The organism is Collimonas fungivorans (assembly GCF_028292705.1).
GTDB classification, from domain to species: Bacteria; Pseudomonadota; Gammaproteobacteria; order Burkholderiales; family Burkholderiaceae_D; genus Collimonas; species Collimonas fungivorans_B.
In genome coordinates, this window is record NZ_JAQGLV010000084.1 from 1 (window position 1) to 13,289 (window position 13,289).

At 59.4% G+C, this 13,289-nt stretch carries 16 protein-coding genes; 11 read left to right on the top strand and 5 right to left on the bottom strand.

The window, feature by feature from the left end:
• The first annotated feature begins 13 nt into the window (after positions 1 to 13).
• From msrA to JWQ61_RS04340, 8 genes are all read left to right on the top strand, one after another.
• Positions 14 to 700, top strand: a complete 687-nt coding sequence (gene msrA / locus JWQ61_RS04305; RefSeq protein WP_304359441.1) for a peptide-methionine (S)-S-oxide reductase MsrA — start codon at positions 14 to 16, stop codon at positions 698 to 700.
• Positions 701 to 796: 96 nt separating this feature from the next.
• On the top strand, positions 797 to 1,414 hold the full coding sequence (pssA, locus tag JWQ61_RS04310; protein ID WP_120236454.1) for a CDP-diacylglycerol--serine O-phosphatidyltransferase: 618 nt from the start codon (positions 797 to 799) through the stop codon (positions 1,412 to 1,414).
• 140 nt (positions 1,415 to 1,554) lie between these two features.
• Positions 1,555 to 1,869 (top strand): hypothetical protein, encoded by a 315-nt coding sequence (locus JWQ61_RS04315; RefSeq protein ID WP_304359429.1) that lies wholly within the window; start codon positions 1,555 to 1,557, stop codon positions 1,867 to 1,869.
• Between the two features lie 130 nt (positions 1,870 to 1,999).
• Positions 2,000 to 2,740 carry a trehalose-phosphatase gene (gene otsB / locus JWQ61_RS04320; RefSeq protein ID WP_304359430.1) on the top strand — a complete coding sequence of 247 codons (741 nt, stop codon included), beginning with the start codon at positions 2,000 to 2,002 and terminating at the stop codon, positions 2,738 to 2,740.
• 17 nt (positions 2,741 to 2,757) lie between these two features.
• Positions 2,758 to 4,632 (top strand): glycoside hydrolase family 15 protein, encoded by a 1,875-nt coding sequence (locus JWQ61_RS04325; RefSeq protein ID WP_304359431.1) that lies wholly within the window; start codon positions 2,758 to 2,760, stop codon positions 4,630 to 4,632.
• 46 nt (positions 4,633 to 4,678) lie between these two features.
• On the top strand, positions 4,679 to 6,055 hold the full coding sequence (gene otsA, locus JWQ61_RS04330; protein ID WP_304359432.1) for an alpha,alpha-trehalose-phosphate synthase (UDP-forming): 1,377 nt from the start codon (positions 4,679 to 4,681) through the stop codon (positions 6,053 to 6,055).
• A 203-nt stretch (positions 6,056 to 6,258) separates the two neighbouring features.
• A complete protein-coding gene (locus tag JWQ61_RS04335; protein WP_014005464.1) occupies positions 6,259 to 6,462 on the top strand; it encodes a cold-shock protein in 204 nt (67 codons plus the stop codon).
• Positions 6,463 to 6,803: 341 nt separating this feature from the next.
• Positions 6,804 to 7,415 (top strand): LysE family translocator, encoded by a 612-nt coding sequence (locus JWQ61_RS04340; RefSeq protein ID WP_304359433.1) that lies wholly within the window; start codon positions 6,804 to 6,806, stop codon positions 7,413 to 7,415.
• 350 nt (positions 7,416 to 7,765) lie between these two features.
• On the opposite strand, the gene JWQ61_RS04345 is transcribed toward JWQ61_RS04340, so the two are convergent.
• The 3 genes from JWQ61_RS04345 to JWQ61_RS04355 all read right to left on the bottom strand — a co-directional run bounded on the left by JWQ61_RS04345 (position 7,766) and on the right by JWQ61_RS04355 (position 9,504).
• Complete coding sequence (locus JWQ61_RS04345; protein WP_304359434.1) at positions 7,766 to 8,548, bottom strand: substrate-binding domain-containing protein; 783 nt, start codon at positions 8,546 to 8,548, stop codon at positions 7,766 to 7,768.
• A gap of 53 nt (positions 8,549 to 8,601) precedes the next feature.
• Positions 8,602 to 8,868 (bottom strand): DUF1488 domain-containing protein, encoded by a 267-nt coding sequence (locus JWQ61_RS04350; RefSeq protein WP_041741488.1) that lies wholly within the window; start codon positions 8,866 to 8,868, stop codon positions 8,602 to 8,604.
• Positions 8,869 to 9,183: 315 nt separating this feature from the next.
• Positions 9,184 to 9,504, bottom strand: coding sequence for a hypothetical protein (locus JWQ61_RS04355; protein ID WP_304359435.1), 321 nt, complete (start codon positions 9,502 to 9,504; stop codon positions 9,184 to 9,186).
• Between the two features lie 46 nt (positions 9,505 to 9,550).
• Between JWQ61_RS04355 and JWQ61_RS04360 the strand changes: the two genes are divergently transcribed.
• Positions 9,551 to 10,174: a GNAT family N-acetyltransferase gene (locus JWQ61_RS04360; protein ID WP_304359436.1), complete on the top strand. Its 624-nt coding sequence runs from the start codon at positions 9,551 to 9,553 to the stop codon at positions 10,172 to 10,174.
• 30 nt (positions 10,175 to 10,204) lie between these two features.
• On the opposite strand, the gene JWQ61_RS04365 is transcribed toward JWQ61_RS04360, so the two are convergent.
• Positions 10,205 to 10,822: a cold shock and DUF1294 domain-containing protein gene (locus JWQ61_RS04365; protein ID WP_304359437.1), complete on the bottom strand. Its 618-nt coding sequence runs from the start codon at positions 10,820 to 10,822 to the stop codon at positions 10,205 to 10,207.
• A 292-nt stretch (positions 10,823 to 11,114) separates the two neighbouring features.
• On the opposite strand from JWQ61_RS04365, the gene JWQ61_RS04370 reads away from it, so the two are divergent.
• Together JWQ61_RS04370 and JWQ61_RS04375 are read left to right on the top strand one after the other, a co-directional pair.
• The gene (locus tag JWQ61_RS04370) at positions 11,115 to 11,543 is read left to right on the top strand and encodes a hypothetical protein (protein WP_304359438.1); all 429 of its coding nucleotides are present in this window, start codon (positions 11,115 to 11,117) and stop codon (positions 11,541 to 11,543) included.
• Between the two features lie 244 nt (positions 11,544 to 11,787).
• Positions 11,788 to 12,474 (top strand): class I SAM-dependent methyltransferase, encoded by a 687-nt coding sequence (locus tag JWQ61_RS04375; RefSeq protein WP_304359439.1) that lies wholly within the window; start codon positions 11,788 to 11,790, stop codon positions 12,472 to 12,474.
• A gap of 29 nt (positions 12,475 to 12,503) precedes the next feature.
• On the opposite strand, the gene JWQ61_RS04380 is transcribed toward JWQ61_RS04375, so the two are convergent.
• The coding region (locus tag JWQ61_RS04380) for a zinc-binding dehydrogenase (protein ID WP_304359440.1) at positions 12,504 to 13,289 on the bottom strand (786 nt) is incomplete at its 5' end.

Below are 13,289 nucleotides of genomic sequence, written 5' to 3' on the forward strand. Positions count from 1 at the left end.
TTGGGCCAAGGGATTGCTGGCGGCGTGCGGGCTCGGGCTTGCCGTGCTGCTCGGCCAGAATCCGGCGTTCTCGTCGGAGGCGGCGAAAGTCGTGCCGCCGCCTGCCAGCGACGAACAGCCGCCAGCCACTGCGCATGCGGAGACGGCGGTCTTCGCCGGCGGCTGCTTCTGGGGTGTGCAAGGCGTGTTCCAGCATGTGCGCGGCGTGACTGACGTGGTGTCCGGCTACGCGGGCGGCAGCCGCGATACAGCCCGCTACGATCGGGTCAGCGATGGCGATACCGGGCACGCGGAAGCCGTGCAGATCACTTACGATCCTGCCCAGGTCACCTATGGCAAGCTGCTGCAGATATTTTTCTCGGTGGCCCACGATCCGACCGAGCTGAATCGCCAGGGGCCCGATTCCGGCACCCAGTACCGCTCAGCAGTGTTTCCCGCCAACGACATGCAGCGCAACCTGGCGCAGGCGTATGTCGGGCAGATCGACAAAAGCAAAGTGTTCGGCAAAACGCTGGCGACGCGGATAGAGCCTTTCAACGGCTTCTATCCCGCCGAGTCCTATCACCAGAATTTCCTGACGCGCAATCCTGGCTACCCTTACATCGTCGTCAACGACCTGCCCAAGATCGATGATCTGAAGCGCTTGTTTCCTGCCTTGTACCGCGCCCAGCCGGCACTTACCAAGGTGGCATCGCGCTAGATCGGACATTCAGGTTCGGATTGGCGCGCCGTATGTGATAAATTTGGTGCGGGCAATTGATCGCCCTACCTTTTTTATCACATCCGGATTGAATCAATGACCAGACCTAAGCCTTTTTCGATGATACGTGAATTCCATCTCGCCGATTGGTTCACGCTCAGCAACGCGTTCTGCGGCGTCGGCTCCCTGTTTTCCGTGATGACCTATCTGCAGACGCGCGAAGTGCTGCACATCCTCCTGGCCTGCAGCCTGATTCCGGCGGCACTGGTGTTTGACGTGCTGGACGGCCGCATCGCCCGCTGGCGCGCGCAAAGCTCCGCCATGGGGCGCGAGCTCGATTCGCTGGCCGACATCATCTCGTTTGGCGTGGCGCCGGCAATCATTGCCTATGGCTGCGGCATGCAGGGGCTGGTGGACCGCATCATCCTGGTGTTTTTTGTCGCTTGCGGCGTCTCGCGCCTGGCGCGCTACAACGTCACTTCCGAAAAACTTTCCGAAGGCGGCGACAAAGTGAAATATTTCGAGGGCACGCCGATCCCTACTTCCCTGCTGCTGGTGGTGGTGCTGGCGGCCGCTGCCTGGCACGGCGCGTTGGGCGAACAGCTGTGGCTGGGCGTGGTGTACGTCGCCGGCTTCCAGTTCCACCCGCTGGTGCTGATGTTCGCCCTGTCCGGCGCCTTGATGGTAAGCCGCATCCGGATTCCAAAACTGTAAGCAAAGACGCAAATGGCCGGTGCGGCGCGAGAAAACCGCCGAAGGCCCCCACTAGCCCGCGCAATAGGTCTACACTCTTAGTGTGGCGTTTCGCAAACCATGAAACCCCACACTAGCCAGTGCAACGCGGGAGTGACACCATGACCGACATTGAACCCAAGAGCAGTTTCCGGGGGCTGCCGTTGACTCCGGAGCAAGACGCAGAAGTGCGGCACTACATCACGGTAAAAAAACGCCATGGCGAGCCGTGGGATACGGCGGAGCTGAGCGCCATGCTGAAAGACATGCTGGAGCCGCCGGGCGACGACGAGGAAGAATTCGGCGCTGGCCTGGATCCGGCCATTGCTGCCGCCGAGCGCGCGGCAGCGGCGAGCGACGACACAATCGATCCGATCGAAGCCAGCGAAGAGCGCAATGCGGCGATGGAATCGGAAGCAATGAAAGCGCAACTGTAGGCCCGGGACGGCGCATCAACAGCGCCGCCGCCCCGTTTCCTGAGCGTTTTTTCAGCCTGGCCTTGATGACAAATTATTATTTGTCACTTTTGTCATGGAACTAATCCGGCGTTCCGCCACCATACATAACATGCCTCTACAAAATCGTGACTACGACTTTGCCGCTGATGCGTTGTTTCTGGACTTCGACAACACCCTGGTCGATTTCGCCCCGCTGCCGGAAAGCGTGGTGCTGCCGCCAGACCTGATAACAACCTTGCAACGGCTCCAACATGCTGCAAACGGAGCGCTGGCCATTGTCAGCGGCCGTCCGTTAAAGCAGATCGACCATTTTCTTTCCCCCCTGCGTTTGCCCGTGGCCGGCGTGCATGGCGCCGAGCGCCGCAGCGCCGACGGCCGCATGACGCAGCTGGCGGTGCCCGACATCGAACGCTTGCTGACTTGCCTGCGGCCGCTGACGCTGCAGCATGCCGGCCTGCTGCTGGAAGTCAAACGCGGCGCGCTGGCCCTGCATTACCGCCGCGCTCCGCACCTGGAACAGATATGCGTGCAGGCAATGAGCGAAGCCCTGACCCACGAGCAAGGATTTGCGCTATTGCGCGGCAATATGGTGGTCGAAGCCAAGGCGGCCGACGCCGACAAGGGCAAGGCGATTGCAGCTTTCATGGAGGAAGCGCCGTTTGCCGGCCGCCGGCCGCTGTTCATCGGCGACGACATCACCGATGAAGTCGGCTTTGCCTGGGTGCAGTCGGAAACGGCAGGCGGCCTCGGCATCAAGGTGGGCCCTGGCCCCAGCCTGGCGCGCGCGCGCATCGCCAGCCCGGCCGCGGTACGCCGCATGCTGGCGCAGGTTCTGGAGCACTCACAATAATAATCGAAGGGGAAGTCATGACCAAGCCACCTACCGAAGCGTCGGCCGCCGAAACGCTGGCCGCTACGGCTGCGACGGCTGCCGATGTGATTGAAGCAGTCGCCATACCATCCACTTCTTCTCTTGACCTCGGCGTAGTCGGCAACTGCGCACTGAATGCGTTGATCGATAAACTCGGACGCGTAGTCTGGTGCTGTTTGCCCCGTTTCGATGGCGACCCGGTGTTCAACGCCTTGCTCGATCCCAGCGAAAACGGCAGCTTGTGGAGTTTCCAGCTGGAGAATTTTTCCCACAGCGAGCAATGGTATGAACCGAACACCGCCGTGCTGCATACCCGCCTGTTTGACACCCTGGGGCAAGGCGTGGAAATTACCGACTTCGCCCCGCGCTTTCCCAGCCGCGGCCGCTTCTTCCGGCCGCTGACCCTGGTGCGCCGCCTGCATCCGCTGAGCGGTGCGCCGCGCCTGCGCATATTGCTGCGCCCGCGTTTCGACTGGGGCCGCGAAATACCGGTCATCACGCGCGGCAGCAACCACTTGCGCTACGTCGGCTCGGAACAGACCCTGCGCCTGAATACTGACGCTCCCATCAGCTACCTGCTGGCGGAAACCTCGTTCGTGGTCAGCCGGCCCTACAACTTTCTCCTCGGACCGGACGAAACCCTGGTCAACGGCATCGGCGACACCGCCCGCACCTTCGAACAGGAAACCCTGGCTTACTGGCGCAGCTGGAGCCGCGCCCTGGCGACGCCGCTGGAATGGCAAGCCGCCGTGATCCGCGCCGCCATCACCCTCAAGCTGTCCCTGTGCGAAGACACCGGCGCCATCGTCGCCGCCATGACCACCAGCGTGCCGGAAGCACCGGGCAGCGCACGCAACTGGGATTACCGCTTTTGCTGGCTGCGCGATGCGTTTTTTGTGGTGCGCGCGCTCAACAGCTTGTCCGAACTGGGCACCATGGAAGACTACCTGCGCTGGCTCGGCAATGTCGTCGTCAGGAGCGCCGGCGGCCATATCCAGCCCCTGTACGGCATCGGCCTGGAAGAAGCGCTGCCGGAAGTCACCCTCGACCACCTGCCCGGTTACCGCAACCACAAGCCGGTGCGCGTCGGCAACCAGGCTTACGAACATTTCCAGCATGACGTCTACGGCAATATCGTGCTCGGCGCCGCGCAGTCGTTCCACGACGAGCGGCTGCTGCACCGCTCCGGGGTCGAACAGTTCCAGCATCTGGAAGCCTGCGGCGAGCGCGCCTTTACCCTGTATGACCAGCCGGACGCCGGCATGTGGGAGCTGCGCACCCGTTCCCGCATCCATACGTCATCGGCGCTGATGAGCTGGGCCGCCTGCGACCGCCTGGCCAAGATCGCCAGCAAACTGGAGCTGGACGAACGCGCCGCTTACTGGCACGAACGCGCGGCGACCATCGGCCAGCGCATCCTGAGCGAAGCCTGGAATGAAGAGCGCCAGGCATATGCCGAAAGTTTCGGCGGCCGCGACCTCGACGCCAGCGTGCTGCTGATGGTGGAAGTCGGCCTGGTTGCGCCGACCGACCAGCGTTTCATCGCCACCGTCGACGCCTTGGAGAAGTATCTGTGCGACGGCCCTTACATGCGGCGCTACGAAGCGCCCGACGATTTCGGCCGGCCGGAAACGGCGTTCAACATCTGCACCTTCTGGCGCATCGATGCGCTCGCGCGCATAGGCCGCAAAGAGCAGGCACGCGAGATTTTCGAGACCATGCTGGCTACCCGCAACCACCTCGGCCTGCTATCGGAAGATACCCATCCGGTCACCGGCGAAATGTGGGGCAACTTCCCCCAGACCTATTCCATGGTCGGCATCATCAATTGCGCCATGCGCCTTTCCGCCGCCTGGGAGAGCGCCATCTGAACCCGACTGCCACACCCATTATCCACAACAAGAAAGGAATCTGCCCATGTCCCGCCTGGTCGTAGTATCCAACCGACTCGCTGATCCGCGCAAAGCCGCGGCAGGAGGTCTGGCAGTGGCGCTAGGCGAAACCCTCAAGAAAACCGGCGGCCTGTGGTTCGGCTGGAGCGGTACGGTGGTCAAGGACGGCACGCCCGGCGAAGGAGAACTGCGCGTGCACCAGGCCGGCCCGGTGACGCTGGCCGAAATGGACCTGTGCCAGGAAGACCACGATGCGTATTACCGCGGCTACGCCAACGGCGTGCTGTGGCCGATCTTCCATTACCGGCTCGACCTGGCCAGCCTGGAGTCCGGCTACCTGAGCGGCTATCGCCGCGTCAACCATCTGTTCGCGCGCAAGCTGATGCCGCTGCTGAAGCCGGACGACATGATCTGGATCCACGACTACCACCTGATCCCGCTGGCCGCCGAACTGCGCGCCATGGGCTGCGGCAACAAGATCGGCTTCTTTTTGCACATCCCGCTGCCGCCGCAACAGATCCTGGCGGCGATCCCATCCCACGAATGGCTGATGCGCGCCCTGTTTGCTTATGACCTGGTAGGTTTCCAGAGCGAAGCCGACCTGCTGAATTTCGCGCACTACGTGAAAGCCGAAGCCACCGCGGAAACCGTCGGCGTCGGCCAGTTCCGCGCCTTCAACAGCACGGTGCAAGCCGGTGCGTTTCCGATCGGGATCGACATCGACGACTTCCATCGCCTGGGGCGGGCGCGCGAATCGCAGGAAACCTATGAAACCACCTGCCGCGAATATTCGCGCCGGCGGCTGCTGATCGGGGTCGACCGCCTCGATTATTCGAAAGGACTGCCGCAGCGCATCCGCGCCTTCGGCGAACTGCTCAAGGAATATCCCGAGAACCGGCACAGCGCAACCTTGCTGCAGATAGCCGCCCCCAGCCGCGAAGATGTCGACGCCTACAGCGATATCCAGCATGAACTGGAAAGCCTGTGCGGCGCCATCAACGGCAACTATGGCGACCTCGACTGGATGCCGATACGCTACATCCATCGCGCCGTGGCGCGGCGCCGGCTGCCCGGCCTGTACCAGGCTTGCGACGTGGCGCTGGTGACGCCGCTGCGCGACGGCATGAACCTGGTCGCCAAGGAATTCATCGCGGCGCAGGACGCCGCCGATCCGGGGGTGCTGGTGCTGTCGCGTTTTGCCGGCGCCGCCGAACAGTTGAAGGAAGCGCTGCTGGTCAATCCCTATGACATCCCGGGCACGGCGCAAGCCATCCAGCGCGCCCTGCAAATGCCGCTGGCGGAGCGCCAGGCGCGCCATGCCGCGCTGCTGGAGAACGTGCGCAAATACGATGTGCACTGGTGGTGCGGGCAGTTTCTGGAAGCGCTGGCGAACGTTCGCTAAGGGATCGCAGATATCAAATAGCTGGATATCTGTATTATTTCGGCAACTCTCTTGGCAAAAACAGAAATTTAGGAGGATACTTATCAATGCCGGGACGTAATCTGTTTTCGGCCCGACCCGCGGCGCTATGTTAATTAACGTACAGAAGCATTTTCTTGACGCTACTAACCTTGGCCCGTAGCTAACACATTTGAAAGATCATTATGGCAACAGGTACTGTTAAGTGGTTCAACGACTCCAAAGGTTTCGGTTTCATTACGCCGGACGATGGTGGCGAAGACTTGTTCGCGCATTTCTCCGCGATCAACATGGAAGGTTTCAAGACGCTCAAAGAAGGCCAGAAAGTGACATTCGATGTCACGCAAGGCCCGAAAGGCAAGCAGGCATCCAACATTCAAAATCCCTGAGACTCGATTACGAGTGTTAGACCTCGAAAGCTGTCCTGCAGCTTTCGACTAGAATGCCTGGCGTCGCAAGACTTGCCTGCACAAAGCTGGACGATGTTCGCCGGTTTCGCCAGCATGGGAACCGGCCAGTAAAGTCCGGGCCTGGCATGCAGCAAACACGACTGGAAGCCTCGACTCGCTGCCATTGTCAGGTTGTGCGCCAATGCATTTCTCCCTCGCATAGCCCCCGCCTCCTTCCTCCCACAGCTTTACCCTGGGATTCCAACCCGGTTTTCAATGATAGACTTTGCAATCGCGACTAGCCATCCAACCCGCAAACTCAACCCATTGAGGAGCAGTCCATGACGCTCGGATTCCTGCTGACGACCTTGATCATCGTCGCATCGCCCGGCACCGGGGTGATCTACACCTTGTCCGCCGGCCTGTCGCGCGGAGCAAAAGCCAGCGTCCTGGCGGCCTTTAGCTGCACGCTGGGCATCCTGCCGCACCTCGGCGCCGCCATATTCGGACTGGCCGCGATCCTGCACGCCAGCGCGCTCGCCTTCAACGCCATCAAATATGCGGGCATCGCCTATCTGCTGTTCATGGCCTGGAACTCCCTGCGGGAAAAAGGCGCATTGCGGGTGGATCGCGTCGAAGACAAACGCTCGGACCTGCGCGTGATCATCGATGGCGTCCTCATCAACATCCTCAATCCCAAGCTGTCGATTTTCTTCGTTGCATTCTTGCCGCAGTTCGTCAGCCCTCAGGAAGCGCATCCGCTGCTGCGCATGCTGGAGCTGTCCGGCACTTTCATGCTGGCTACCTTTGTCATTTTTTCAGGTTATGGCGTATTTGCCGCAGTCATGCGCGACCGCGTGGTGTCGCGGCCGAATGTCATGACCTGGATACGGCGCAGTTTTGCGGCGGCGTTCGGCGCGCTGGCGGTCAAGCTGGCGCTGACCGAAAGATGAAGGGTTTTTCCTGGGAGCGCCAACGCAAACCGGCAAGCCTCCCGCCCTCGCGGTTCATTTTCTGGATTTGACGTATTGCAGCTCGCAGGTCTGCGTCGTCTGGTCCTTGAGGAAAAGTTCGTTACCGCTGGTGCATGACTCCATCCATGTGCGCTTGTCGTAGGTAAGGCCCAGGAATATGGCGATTGCGATGATGGCGCAGCCTATGACTATAGCGATCGGTAATTTCATATGGCTCGGATAGGGATATTGGTCGGCAGGTCAGACATGTTAATCGATTGCCGCCGCTGCTTGCGAATGAATACTCGATCCGTGCCTTTAACAGCGCCTGGCGCTATTCAGGACGAGGTTCATTGGCGCGGATCGAGGCCGCTCTTGATCACATCGGCGCGCGCCTCGGGCGAAGCCAGGTAGCGGATCAATGCGCGCGCGGCGTCCGGATGCCTGGCGCCGACCGGGATGCCGGCCGCGAACGTGGTGATGCTCTGGACCTGCTCTGGAATCCTGGCTACAAAATCGATGCCTTGCACCGGCAAGATCTCGCTCACCTGCTGGAAGCCCAGTTCGTATTGACCGCCAGCCACCAGTGTGGCGACCGGGGTTTTCTGGATCATGTGGGCTTTCGGTTTCACCTGTTCCTCAATACCCAGTTTCTTGAACAGTTCGCGCTCGATATAAACCCCGCTGGCGCTGTCGGAATAAGCAATCGACTGCGCGCCGAGCAACGCCGATTTCAAGCCGGCCACCGTACTGATGTCCGGCTTGGGCGCGCCGCTTCTGACCGCCATGCCGATCCGGGAATCCGCCAGGTCGACGCGACTATCGGCAACCACCTTGCCCTGTTTGATCAGGTCATCCAAGGCATAGCCGACCATGATCACCACATCCGCCGGCTCGCCCCGCTGCAGGCGGTTGGGAATCGCTTCCGGCGCCTTGCCCATCGACGGCCCCCAGGCGGTTACCAGCATATGGCCGGTAGCCGCTTCGAATTTTGGCTGCAGGGTTTTGTAGGCAGCGGTGAAACCGCCCGAGTTCATCACATCGATTTCATCCGCTTGCACCGCGCTCGCGCATAAAACAAGGCTGATCGCGCAGAGAGCGATCAGCCTGGACACGACTGGCTTGATATGCATAGGTATCATCCGCTGTTCCGGCTGCATACCGGCTTGCAATAATGAAGGATTGTCTAATCGTTAAAATCGTCAGCCAACAGTGTCACGCCGTTGCGGCGTCCGGTCGCCCTGAGCTTGTGGGCTAGCGCTATCTGGATCTCGACCTTGTGGCCGCGGTAAGTCGCCAGCCGGTCTTCCGGCTGCGGCCCGGCATAGAATTTATTATCCAGGCATTCCTTGGTGACATTGCATTTTGTCAGCTTGTTATCGATTACGACCGGAATGATGACGCTGTTGGAATTGGGATCGTGAACTATTGCACCGAGAAAGGAAATTCGCATTTTCTTCTCTCCTGAAAATAGGTGGTAAAACCAGCATTCCCATCTCAGTTTTGAACAATCACTGCCGCGCCTGCCCTGAAGCCACACGGACGCCTGCGATGGAGCTGATGGAATAAGACATCGCGCCCGTTTCGCAAGTTCAAAATTTCATGCATTTAGCCGCATCTAAATGCATGAAAACTGGTGTATTAAATATTTACCAATGAAACATCCAGGCCGTGCAAGCAGCAAACGGCACGGCATGGTTTTAGCCGGCCTGGCAATACCCGTAACCGCTGCTAAGCCGGCCCATTTCAATTCACAACGGTGGCGCGCCTATTTGCGGTCCGGCACGGTCAGCTCCCGCAGCACGCCGCCATCGAGCACGCTGCCGGTAGTCGTGCCTTCACCCGCTATGCGGCGCTGGCAGGCGTCCCGGTCATCGGCCGGCAAGGCGTTGCACCGTAACAGCGCATTCTTCTGATCCGCCGCCTGGTCGTCGCTCAGACGGCCTCTTTTCGACTCTTGCAGAGCCGCGCCGGCTTCGCGCAGGCAAGTCGCGCGCGCCTGGTTCGATTGCCCGTTCAGGCAGGCTGCCCGTTCCGCCTGATAGCGCGCATTCGCATCTTGCGGATTGCCGGCGGCCGTTGCTGCCAATGAGGCGCCAGAGATAAAAAGCGCCAGGGCAAGTTGCCGTGTTGCCTTGCAAACAATCAATGTGGACAGGGAAAAATTTCGCTTGGCTGGCATGATAATCTCCGATCTAAAATTTGAATCTATCGGAAACCTCCATGGTCGTATGTGCGATACCGAGCATTGCAAACATGTTATTTTTTGCCAACTACATCTCGACATGAATCATCGCCCTTATTTCCATCTACGCAAGATCCTGGACCAGACTTCGTATGATGCTCGCTGGCCAGCGGGCATCAGGCTCGAAATGTTTGATGCAGACAAGCACGCTGTCGGTGCCCATGGACTTCTTGCATCCGCCTTCGCCCAAGGCGGCGGAAGCGTCCCTCCCTTGGAATCGTGGTGGGCGGCTCTCCGCGGCAATCCGGAATTCGATCCAGCGTTACTCTTTATCGCGATGGATGGCGAGGAGCAAATAGCCGGCATCGCGCAATGCTGGACCAGCGCCTACATCAAGGACCTGGCGGTCGCATCGGAATGGCGCCGGCGCGGTTTGGGAGAGGCTTTGCTTTTGCATGCGTTTGAATGTTTTCGGCAGCGCGGCGCACCTCATGTCGAACTCAAAGTAGAAATCGACAATCCCTCGGGAGCGCTCCGGCTGTACCAGCGCATGGGAATGGAAGCGCTTGTCTGACGGGTAATTCCTGCAGTCCGGGCAAACTGCTCATGCCGCCAGAGCAATGGCGGACCGCAGAAAACCGGCGCCAGACTTCGTCAAAATCCAGCCGAGCGCACAGCAATTCAGGATGACAGTGATCCAGAATACAGCCTGGAATTCTACTTTCTTCGATTTGTGGCGCATGATTTTCTGGGCAAGGAAAGCGCCCGGCCAGCCGCCAACAAGTCCCAGCAGGTGCAACGTGCTCTCCTTGGTTCGCCACCGTTTGTTCTGTGCGGCGTCCTTGTCGAAGGCATACGCAAAAAAGGCAATGACGCTTGCCGCAAGATAGAGGACAGGCACGGCCAACGGAATCCATGCCATCAATGCAGCCACCAGCAAGAAACAGTAGAACAGAGCGGTAAAGGCAAGGCCGAACCATCCGGCTCCAGAGGAAGCCGCCGACGCGGCCCTCTCGCCGGCAAATCTGATCTCGTCGGCGCGGAAACGTCCCTTCTCATCCATGATCAGTTCATAGGTGATGAGATCGCCTTCAGCCGGCCGGCGCGAGCGGCCGGCGAAGGCCTTGATGTGTACAAAAGCTCTTTCCTTGCGGCCGTTGGGAATGACAAAACCAAAACCCTGGTCGTCTTTCCAATTGGCGATTTTTCCCTGGTAACGCATGACGGTTCATTTCACTTGGAACATTAGGATCGACTGATGCAAACGGGTATTGTGCTGCTTTGCTCCGGCATTGCCGACCGGCGATCATTGCAGGAAACAGTGTTTTTTGCAAATGAGGAATATCGTCAATTTTCCCCAAAAACCATCCCCTGCTGCGCCAGCGCATTCGAGTCGCAGTAGCTGGTGATCTTGATGAGATCAAGCCTGACGACTTGTGTAAACTATTTTGGTAAAAATGCGCTATCGGTTATGCTGCAAATTAGTTTTTGACAATCAATTGTTTGGAGTACAAATGAAAAACATATTGCTTGCACTCGCTGTACTCATTTCGGCCGGCGGCTGCGCCACATCCCCGCTCCCTATCAACAATGCCCGGTCCGTATCGATGGAACGCGTATTCCGCGCTGATGCGCTGCCGCTGGCGAACAGCGCCCGCGCAGTGTTTGTTAGAGATGCCGGATTTTCTGGCGGCGGCGCATATCAACATCTGTACATAGACGGCAAAAAAGCAGCCTCGCTGAATCCCGGCGAAAAAGTAGAGTTCATGCTCACGCCAGGCAAACATATTTTCGGCGCTGCACCAACCGATTCGTCCGACACGCGCTCGCTGACTGTTACAGAGCAGGACCTCAAGGCCGATAAAAGCTACTTCTATCGCATCCAGATGGACGGCGACTCCTCCCGGGCCACGCTCCAGAGGTTCATGCCGGATTACCAATAGGATGACGGGCGGCGGATAACACGCTGCCAATCCAAGAGTTATTCCTCACAGGACGCCACCTGCTAGCGTCCGGATCCAAGCTGCCACAGCCTTGACACATCGGATTTTATGTAACAACATATGTTGCATAAATAAAAGCGGTTGCTGGTTTTCCGTTTTCGCAAAATAACTCTTGCCGCCATCCGCGCCGAGACTCAACTGCATTGCAAGGGGCACCTCAAAGCCATTAACCTAGAGAATATCCATGCCCAATAATACCGCCCCTGCTTTTTCCGGAAGCACCGTGGACTCTTATAACGAAGGCCCGCCACGACAGGTTCCCGGCTATTCGAGTCTTCATCGCATGGTGTCACTTTTACTCGCCGAGAAAATGCCTGCCGACGGACGCGTGCTGGTACTGGGAGCAGGCGGCGGGCAGGAAATCAAGGCACTCGCGGATGCGCATCCAGGATGGTCATTCGATGGCGTGGACCCGTCGGCCGACATGCTCCGACTGGCCAAACGGGTGATTAGTCCGCACGACGCGAGGGTGCGTTTGCATGAGGGCTACATTGGCAGCGCACCGGAAGTGCTTTTTGACGCTGCCACATGCATATTGACTTTCCACTTCATCTCCCGCGAACAACGTCTCCAAACCCTGAAAGAGCTTAGGCGCCGCTTGAAGGATGGCGCGCCGTTTATCCTGGTCCACCTGAGCTTCCCGCAAGCTGAGCCTGAACGCTCGAAATGGATAGCTCGCCACGTCGCCTATGGCCTCCCCGAGGGAGCAGACCCGGCCCATGCGCAGGCCACCCGCGAAGCAATCAGCACCAGGCTGACAATTCTGTCGCCAGAGGAAGAGGTGGCGATGCTTGAAGGCGCCGGGTTTTCGGATGCCAGCCTTTTCTATGCCGGCTTGAGCATCAAAGGCTGGGTGGCATATGCTGCGTAGCTAAGCAGACCGCAAACAGGCAACCGGCCTTACGGCCGCAACCCGGTCGTAAATACAGTCCGGGCCGAGCTTTCATCGCCTAGCCAGTGATCTGCCACCTGGGACAAGGGCACCGGCCTGGTTGCGATCTTGAAGCCGCCCGGGATCGTGGCCTTGAGCAGCTGCTCAATCGCATCGAAGATGCGCGGCATCGGAATGCTGCCTAAACCGCTGCCCATGAGTTCGATGGACGATGATCGAAGCGCAGCACCTGGAAGAGTGATGGTTGGGCCGCTAACCGCTCCAATCTGAACAAAGCGGACCGGGACTGCCTCCGGCGCCGCTTTGGCGCCAGACACCAGCAACAGCTCTGCGCTCTGCCCCCAAAGGTAGTCGAGAATGACGTCGATACCAGCTCGGAACTGTTCTTCCAATTCGCTTGCGAGCGCTTCCTGGTCCTGCGCAAGGCTGATCGTAACGTCGGCGCCGAGAGCTCGCAGAGATTGCAGGGCTTCCGCATTCCGTCCGGTAGCGATGACTTTGCCGGCGCCCAGATATTTTGCGATTTGCACTGCGAGACGACCCGACACGCCTGTCGCGCCATTGATCAGCACGGTTTCTCCCTTGACCAGCTTGGCACGTTCAAGCAAGGCCGCCCATGACGACATCCCTGGAATCGCGATTGCCGCTGCTGTCACATCATCCAGCGCCGCCGGCAAAGGAATACAATGCGTCTCCTTGACAATACAGTACTCAGCCATGCCGCCAGAGGGTGCTTCAGGCAGCACGAAATAGACGCGTGTCCCGTCTTCGCTAATACCGGTGCCGTCGACACC

Excerpts from the sequence above, each read along its gene's own strand:
- pssA (WP_120236454.1), top strand. The coding sequence starts at position 797 with ATGACCAGACCTAAGCCTTTTTCGATGATACGTGAATTCCATCTCGCC.
- JWQ61_RS04340 (WP_304359433.1), top strand. The coding sequence starts at position 6,804 with ATGACGCTCGGATTCCTGCTGACGACCTTGATCATCGTCGCATCGCCC.
- JWQ61_RS04315 (WP_304359429.1), top strand. The coding sequence starts at position 1,555 with ATGACCGACATTGAACCCAAGAGCAGTTTCCGGGGGCTGCCGTTGACT.
- JWQ61_RS04350 (WP_041741488.1), bottom strand. The coding sequence starts at position 8,868 with ATGCGAATTTCCTTTCTCGGTGCAATAGTTCACGATCCCAATTCCAAC.
- JWQ61_RS04345 (WP_304359434.1), bottom strand. The coding sequence starts at position 8,548 with ATGCATATCAAGCCAGTCGTGTCCAGGCTGATCGCTCTCTGCGCGATC.
- otsA (WP_304359432.1), top strand. The coding sequence starts at position 4,679 with ATGTCCCGCCTGGTCGTAGTATCCAACCGACTCGCTGATCCGCGCAAA.
- JWQ61_RS04335 (WP_014005464.1), top strand. The coding sequence starts at position 6,259 with ATGGCAACAGGTACTGTTAAGTGGTTCAACGACTCCAAAGGTTTCGGT.
- JWQ61_RS04365 (WP_304359437.1), bottom strand. The coding sequence starts at position 10,822 with ATGCGTTACCAGGGAAAAATCGCCAATTGGAAAGACGACCAGGGTTTT.
- JWQ61_RS04325 (WP_304359431.1), top strand. The coding sequence starts at position 2,758 with ATGACCAAGCCACCTACCGAAGCGTCGGCCGCCGAAACGCTGGCCGCT.
- otsB (WP_304359430.1), top strand. The coding sequence starts at position 2,000 with ATGCCTCTACAAAATCGTGACTACGACTTTGCCGCTGATGCGTTGTTT.
- JWQ61_RS04370 (WP_304359438.1), top strand. The coding sequence starts at position 11,115 with ATGAAAAACATATTGCTTGCACTCGCTGTACTCATTTCGGCCGGCGGC.
- JWQ61_RS04375 (WP_304359439.1), top strand. The coding sequence starts at position 11,788 with ATGCCCAATAATACCGCCCCTGCTTTTTCCGGAAGCACCGTGGACTCT.